Here is a 2,500-nt window from a genome sequence, read left to right on the forward strand (position 1 = left end):
CTAGAGATTGGTTGCGGGAGCAGGATTTGAACCTGCGACCTTCAGGTTATGAGCCTGACGAGCTACCGGGCTGCTCCATCCCGCGACACTTTGGTTTGGTCTACGGCCTATTAGGCTAGTTGAGACCATTTTTGGCCTATTGCTTTCGCGACTTGAGGCCGGGTCGTGTTTTGCTGATCGTTTAGAGAGATGTGTGGGCTTTTTCTAGGTTTGGCGGTGACCTACTCTCCCGGGGCTTAAGCCCAAGTACCATTGGCGCGGCAGTGCTTAACTTCCGGGTTCGGGATGGGACCGGGTGTTTCACTTGCGCTATGACCACCAAACCGAGGAAAAGCCCACGTCGCTCTTTTTGCTTTGCAAAAAGGCGACGCGCGGGAGGCAGCGTCTTTTGTTTACAAAAGGCGCGTTCCCGCACGGTTATATAATCAACCAACATCGCGGCTTGGCGCTGCGACGCTGTCCTTGGTCAAGGTGTGTATGCTTCTGGTTTGATTTCATCTTTCCATTACTGGATCAAATCAAGCCTATCGGGCGATTAGTACCGGTCAACTGAACGCATTACTGCGCTTACATCTCCGGCCTATTGACGTGGTGGTCTTCCACGGCCCTCAGGGAGACCTTGTTTTGAGGGGGGCTTCCCGCTTAGATGCCTTCAGCGGTTATCCTGTCCGATCATAGCTACCCAGCACTGCCGTTGGCACGACAACTGGTCCACCAGTGGATCGTTCACCCCGGTCCTCTCGTACTAGGGGCAACTCCTCTCAAGTCTCCTACACCCACGGCAGATAGGGACCGAACTGTCTCACGACGTTCTAAACCCAGCTCACGTACCTCTTTAAACGGCGAACAGCCGTACCCTTGGGACCTGCTCCAGCCCCAGGATGAGATGAGCCGACATCGAGGTGCCAAACACTGCCGTCGATATGGACTCTTGGGCAGTATCAGCCTGTTATCCCCGGCGTACCTTTTATCCGTTGAGCGATGGCCCTTCCACTCGGGACCACCGGATCACTATGGCCGTCTTTCGACTCTGCTCGACTTGTCAGTCTTGCAGTCAGGCTGGCTTCTGCCATTGCACTCAACGAGCGATTTCCGACCGCTCTGAGCCAACCTTCGCGCGCCTCCGTTACGCTTTAGGAGGCGACCGCCCCAGTCAAACTACCCGCCACGCAGGGTCCCGGATCCGGATAACGGACCGCGGTTAGACATCAAGAGTGCGAAGGGTGGTATCTCAAGGGAGGCTCCACAGGTACTTGCGTTCCTGCTTCAAAGCCTACCACCTATCCTGCACATCACAATCCTGATGCCAGTGCGAAGCTGTAGTAAAGGTGCACGGGGTCTTTCCGTCTAACCGCGGGAAGCCTGCATCTTGACAGGCAATTCAATTTCGCTGAGTCGATGTTGGAGACAGCGGGGAAGTCGTTACGCCATTCGTGCAGGTCGGAACTTACCCGACAAGGAATTTCGCTACCTTAGGACCGTTATAGTTACGGCCGCCGTTTACCTGGGCTTCAATTCAAGGCTCTCACCTCTCCTTTTAACCTTCAGGCACCGGGCAGGCGTCAGACCCTATACGTCGTCTTGCGACTTCGCAGAGCCCTGTGTTTTTAATAAACAGTCGCCACCCCCTGGTTTGTGCCCCCAGCCCCTAGTTGCCTAGGAACCGGGCCTCCTTCTCGCGAACTTACGGAGGTATTTTGCCGAGTTCCTTCAACATCGTTCTCTCAAGCGCCTTGGTATGCTCTACCAGTCCACCTGTGTCGGTTTAGGGTACGGTCTGATGGAGGGCTATTTCCAGGAACCACTCAGCAGCCCAATCAATCCGATAAGATTGAACTACACCTGTGATCCGTCACATCCTCCTGGCCTAGGAATATTAACCTAGTTCCCATCGCCTACGCCTTTCGGCCTCGGCTTAGGGGCCGGCTTACCCTGCTCAGATTAGCTTTAAGCAGGAACCCTTGGACTTTCGGCGAGAGTGTCTCTCACACTCTTTGTCGCTACTCATGTCATCATTCTCACTAGTGATCTCTCCACGGGATCGCTCACGCGCCCGCTTCATCGAAAGCCTCTCTCCTCCAATCTGCCCGAAGGCATGAAGGAGGAATGAGACTATGTCACACTACGCTCTGCTACCGATGCTTACGCATCCCTAGACTTCGGCTCATGGCTTGAGCCCCGTTACATCTTCGCCGCAGGACAACTTATTTAGACCAGTGAGCTGTTACGCTATCTTTAAAGGATGGCTGCTTCTAAGCCAACCTCCTGGTTGTTTTGGTCGTCCCACCTGCTTTCCCACTTAGCCATGAATTGGGGGCCTTAGTCGTAGGTCAGGGTTGTTTCCCTCTCCACTACGGACGTTAGCATCCGCAGTGTGTCTGCCATCTAGTACTCCCGGGTATTCGGAGTTTGGTTAGGATCAGTAAGCCTGTGGGGCCCCATTACCCATCCAGTGCTCTACCCCCCGGGGTATTCGGATGACGCTCTACCTAAATAGATT

The 2,500-nt window shown here is 54.4% G+C and carries 1 tRNA gene and 2 rRNA genes (1 of these 3 cut by a window edge); all 3 read right to left on the reverse strand.

The window, feature by feature from the left end:
- Positions 1-8 precede the first annotated feature (8 nt).
- Positions 9-85, reverse strand: a tRNA-Met gene (locus AC2FF7_RS22050).
- Positions 86-208: 123 nt separating this feature from the next.
- Positions 209-323: ribosomal RNA gene (rrf, locus tag AC2FF7_RS22055) — 5S ribosomal RNA — on the reverse strand.
- A gap of 191 nt (positions 324-514) precedes the next feature.
- Positions 515-2,500, reverse strand: a 23S ribosomal RNA gene (locus tag AC2FF7_RS22060) (it continues 841 nt past the right edge of the window).

This window comes from Ruegeria sp. YTSC325 (assembly GCF_059609525.1).